Below are 4,430 nucleotides of genomic sequence, written 5' to 3' on the forward strand. Positions count from 1 at the left end.
GGCAGCTTGCCCTCCGGCGTGAAGTGGGGTTCCAGCTTGCGGCGGGCCATATAAAACTGCCGCAGCTCCCCCTCGTGGGCGGCCTTGAATTTCTCCCGCTGGCCCTTGCGGTGGATGGCGTTGAGCTGGGTGTGGATGGGTTTCAGCTCCCGGTATCGTTCCGCCTGTTCCAGCAGGCCGTCCAGCTCCTTCATGCGGGCCTGCTTGGTGTTCATGCTGGCCTTTAGTTCCTCGATCCGCTCATTGTGGGAAGTGACGCGGGCCTCCAAATCGTCCACGGTATAGAGCTTCTGCCCGGTCAGGTAGTTCACGGTGTCGGCAAACTTTTGGAGATTGCCCACCTTGCCCTTGCTGCTCCACGCGCCCGCGTTCCGCGCCCCGTAGTAGGCGGATAACAGGGCGGCAAGGGTGGGGGCCTGGGGCTTGGACAGTTCCTCCCGCACCTCGTTCAGCCAGCCGAACAGGGCCTTGACCTTCTGCCGCAGCTCTTTCAAGAGGGCGTTGGTGGCCTTGATCCAGCGGTTGAGGTCGCCCTTGTCGGTGGCGATCCCCCGCGCCTCCATCTGCCGCACCGCTGGCCCCTCATGGACGGTGGGGAGCAGGTCTAATCCCTGCCGCAGATAGGAGCGGTGGTCGATCCGGCAGGGCAGGCCCTTTTCCTCAAACTTGGCGTTGCACATCTTGGCCCATGTCTCCCGCCAGTGTTCCAGCGTTTCCGGGCTGCCCCAGTCGGTGGTGGGCACCGCGTCAAAGAGGGGCTTGCCCTTCTCGTCCAAAAAGCGGTTGCCGTCCTCGTCCAGCCGGTAGACGCGCCGCTGCTTGAAGCCCCATTTGCCGCTTTCCAGAATGGGCCGGATGGGGCAGAGGACATGGAAGTGGGGGTTGGGGATTCCCCCGTCCTCCTTGTCGGGCCGGTGTACGGCAAAGTCCACCACCATGCCCCGGCTGACAAACTGCTCTGACAAAAACTGCCTTGCAAGGGCGATGTTTTCTTCCAGTGAAAACTCGTTCTGCAAGGCAATATCAAAGCTGTACGCAAGCTGGGCGTCCTTGTGGCGCTCCACTTCCTCCACGGCGTTCCATAAGGTCTGGCGGTCTTGGTATTCCGGCGGGGCCTGTGGGGGCAGGAGAATATCGGAGCAGATCACGCCGCCCTTGCGGGTGTAGTCGCTGTACTCGCCGTAGCGTTCACTGTAAAGACGCTCCCCGGCGCGGTAGGCGGCGGACGCGACGGCAGACTGTCCGGCGCTGCGCTGCACCTGTGTGACCGACAAATGAAACAGGGCCATTTACCGGCCCTCCCGCTGGGCGGCGGCATGGACAGCGGCCCGCACCTCCGGCATGGAGAAAATCTGCTCGGCAAGGGAATAGAAGCCCTGCTCGGACAGGGGCTTGACCTCCGGGGCCACGCTCTCCACGGCGGCCCCTCTGGTAATCAGGCGGTGGGCGCGTTTCTGGCGCTCCCCCTTCTCATAGTATTTCTTCCGCTGCTCCAACCGCTGTACCCGGTGCCGGTACTGTTGCAGCTTGGCCTCGTTCTCGGCGTACTCCCGCCGAAGCTCGTCTAATTTTTTGCTCATGTCGTTGACCTCCTTTGACTGAAAAATGGGCGAAAAAAATGACCGTCCTCCGGGGTGTTCCCGGTGAGCGGTCAGGGTGTCGGTGTTCGGTTATCAGGCCCTCGGAAGGGGGACAGACGCGCCAGCGGGTGTCTCCCTTCCGGGGGCGGGCGGGGTAAGCGGCGTAAGCCGCGCAAGGGGCGCAGCCCCTTGGACGGAGCGCAGCGACGCAAGAACGGCGGGTTGCTCCGTCTGGCAATCCGCCGTTCCGCCTCGCAGAGCGCACGAATACATGGCCGTCAGGCTATGTATAGAAGTGCGCCCTTTAGTTCCTAAAGGGGTTTTTGATACGCCCTTATAACGATTCTATAACATCAATGCCTGCTCCATTGACGAGAAAATCTGTGAGTGTGTCTGCTATTTTATACGCATATTCAAAACCTAAGCTGCCTGCATCCACAAAATATACGCCAAATCCATCGTTGCCATACCCATAAAAATAAACCATATCACCTAAATCATCACCAATAAACCAAACCTTACTGATGAAGTTTTCTTTCATAGAATGTGCAAACTCATTTTGCATACTTAATGCCCTGTTTGCTGACCAAAGACATATAGGTATGTTCCCAATATCTTCATCGTCGCTTTCGATTTCAAATTCTATGCTACCAATATTCCCGGTACCAGAAATACAACTTAAAAATTCATAATAATCAGCAGGCAACTGTATCGGTGTCCTTTCAAAAATTTTTTTGATTGTTTCTTCTCCGCCGGGACAAACCTCGCTATTATTAAACACTAATTGTTTACTAATATTTTCAATAATGCTCACTTGCACACCTTCTTACAAATTATTCAAGACTATTTATTTAGATTGCTTACAATGTTCCCTCGCAACCCCCCTCGCCGCCTCCCGGCGGGCTGGACGGGGCAGGTCACTTTTTTCCATTATACCGGCCCTGCGGCCTGCCTGCAATCCTGTTTTTGTGCGTCCCGTGGAATGAGGACATAAATCTTATTCGGCTCCCCGAAGCCCTGACGCACCCGCAGGAGCAGTCCGGCGTCCTCCAATTCCCGCAAGGCCCGCTTCACTGTCATGGCGCTGCGCCCCAGCGCACCCGCCAGTTCCACGATGGGGCAGCGGGTAAATATGATCCCGTTGGCGTCCTCCGCCCCTGCCGCAAGAGCGGCGTCCAGCAGGCGGGCGTACATGACCTTGGCGGTGCTGCTGACCGGCAGCCCCAGCATGGCCCGCGGTAGGGGCAGGCAGGGCGGCAGGGCGGTGTCGGCGGTCAAAAATTCAACTTCCATTCAGTCCATACCATCCTTTCGCTTGGCCCTCTTAGAAAGATAAAAAGGGCAGTCGATCACGACCGCCCGGAAGCTCTGCTTGCAGGAGCGGCGGCACTTCCGGCAAAGGATATTGTACGCCACCCGCCCCCGCTCATTGAGGAAGAAGGACAACTCCTGCTTCCTCTTTTTCGGCATTCTCGGCATAGGGCCTCCCTTCATAAAAACCGCCTGTTTGGGCCGCAACAGCCGCAACAGACGGTTTGCAGATTTAAGTGTCGTGTTTCGGGGCGATTTTCGGGGGAAAAGCGGCCGTAGGGCCGCCCGGAAATCCCCCATAGTATTGCGGATAGGGCAGACTACGCCCTATCGGATTGTTGTGTTTCGGTGTCATTTTGGGTGTTCATTTTGCCGGTTCTCCCTGATGTCGTTCCTGCCCCTGGCTCTTTCAGCGGCGTTTCGCTCCCGTTGGTACGCTCGCTGCGGTCAAGGTTCCTCCACCTCCTTGCCGCAGGTCGCCGCGCTACATCGCCGGGGAGCATATCCCATACAGGCCGGTCATTCGATTGGAATAATCCATCGATGAACTACCCTTATCATAGACCATTTTTGTGCCCTCGCCCGTATGTCCGCAAAGTAGGAATACCGCCCGGAAACGGAAAATTTCCACGATTGCGGAATGGTATGGTATAATCAAAAAGAACAGCGGCGGCCAGCCGCGGGAAGGAGCGATGTGCCTATGAAAACGCGCGTTTCCGTACAGGAGCGGCTGAAGGATTTACGGGTGGAGCGGGGCTTGAAGCTGGAAGAACTGGCGGAGCAGACCGGCATTTCAAAATCCGCCCTGGGCAGCTATGAGAACGACGACTACAAGGAAATCAATCACGGCAGCTTATTGAAGCTGGCCGACTTCTATCAGGTGTCCGTGGACTACCTGCTGGGCCTGACCGACAATCGGGAATACCTGGACACGCCGCTGGCGGAGCTGCACCTGACCGATGAAGCGGTGGCCCTCCTGAAAAGCGGGCGGGTCAACAACCGGCTGCTGTGTGAGATGATGGCCCACAAGGATTTTATCCGGCTGCTGGCGGACATCGAGATTTATGTGGACAGGGTAGCCAGTATGCAGGTGCAAAACCTCAACGCCTATGTGGATGTGGTACGGCAGGAAATCATAGACCGCTACCAGCCGGGCGAGGACGATCCCCACCTCCGCATTCTGAAAGCCGCCCATCTGGACGAGGACGAGTATTTCAGTCAGCTTGTCAGCGAAGATATACGCCGGATCATCCAGGACATTCGCACCGCCCACAAGGGGGACAGCGAGGGAGCGCCGGTCAACACCGTGGCCGAAGAACTGCGGCAGGACATAGAGGAAGTGATGAACTTCAAGGGCAGCGACTTGGAGCGGCAGGCGATCTTGTACTGCAAGCGGTTGGGGATCAATTACAGCAAGCTGACCGAATTGGAGTTCCGGCAGCTGATCCATATCCTGAACAAATCCTCCCTGCTCAAAACACACGGCTCAAAGCGGAAGAAGCGCAAATAAAAAGCAGGGAACCGAAGTTTCCTGCTTGG

Annotated in this window: 6 protein-coding genes; 1 reads left to right on the forward strand and 5 read right to left on the reverse strand. The window is 57.2% G+C overall.

Going from position 1 to position 4,430, the window contains the following annotated elements; genetic code table 11:
- The 5 genes from mobQ to BUB35_RS11340 all read right to left on the reverse strand — a co-directional run.
- A partial coding sequence (mobQ, locus tag BUB35_RS11320; RefSeq protein ID WP_072851837.1) for a MobQ family relaxase occupies window positions 1–1,289 on the reverse strand: 1,289 nt, incomplete at its 3' end.
- Entirely contained in the window at window positions 1,290–1,580 is a 291-nt protein-coding gene (locus tag BUB35_RS11325; protein ID WP_072851839.1) for a DUF3847 domain-containing protein, read from the reverse strand.
- A 334-nt stretch (window positions 1,581–1,914) separates the two neighbouring features.
- A complete protein-coding gene (locus BUB35_RS11330; protein ID WP_072851842.1) occupies window positions 1,915–2,394 on the reverse strand; it encodes an SMI1/KNR4 family protein in 480 nt (159 codons plus the stop codon).
- Between the two features lie 116 nt (window positions 2,395–2,510).
- Complete coding sequence (locus BUB35_RS11335) at window positions 2,511–2,873, reverse strand: winged helix-turn-helix transcriptional regulator (protein ID WP_072851844.1); 363 nt, start codon at window positions 2,871–2,873, stop codon at window positions 2,511–2,513.
- The gene (locus tag BUB35_RS11340) at window positions 2,874–3,059 is read right to left on the reverse strand and encodes a hypothetical protein (protein ID WP_072851896.1); all 186 of its coding nucleotides are present in this window, start codon (window positions 3,057–3,059) and stop codon (window positions 2,874–2,876) included.
- 532 nt (window positions 3,060–3,591) lie between these two features.
- Here BUB35_RS11340 and BUB35_RS11345 point away from each other — a divergent pair.
- Entirely contained in the window at window positions 3,592–4,401 is an 810-nt protein-coding gene (locus BUB35_RS11345) for a helix-turn-helix domain-containing protein (RefSeq protein WP_072851846.1), read from the forward strand.
- Window positions 4,402–4,430: the final 29 nt, after the last annotated feature.

Origin of the sequence: Anaerotignum lactatifermentans DSM 14214 (genome assembly GCF_900142265.1) — a bacterium.
Lineage (GTDB): Bacteria > Bacillota > Clostridia > Lachnospirales > Anaerotignaceae > Anaerotignum > Anaerotignum lactatifermentans.

Excerpts from the sequence above, each read along its gene's own strand:
- BUB35_RS11335 (WP_072851844.1), bottom strand. The coding sequence starts at position 2,873 with ATGGAAGTTGAATTTTTGACCGCCGACACCGCCCTGCCGCCCTGCCTG.
- BUB35_RS11340 (WP_072851896.1), bottom strand. The coding sequence starts at position 3,059 with ATGCCGAGAATGCCGAAAAAGAGGAAGCAGGAGTTGTCCTTCTTCCTC.
- BUB35_RS11345 (WP_072851846.1), top strand. The coding sequence starts at position 3,592 with ATGAAAACGCGCGTTTCCGTACAGGAGCGGCTGAAGGATTTACGGGTG.
- BUB35_RS11325 (WP_072851839.1), bottom strand. The coding sequence starts at position 1,580 with ATGAGCAAAAAATTAGACGAGCTTCGGCGGGAGTACGCCGAGAACGAG.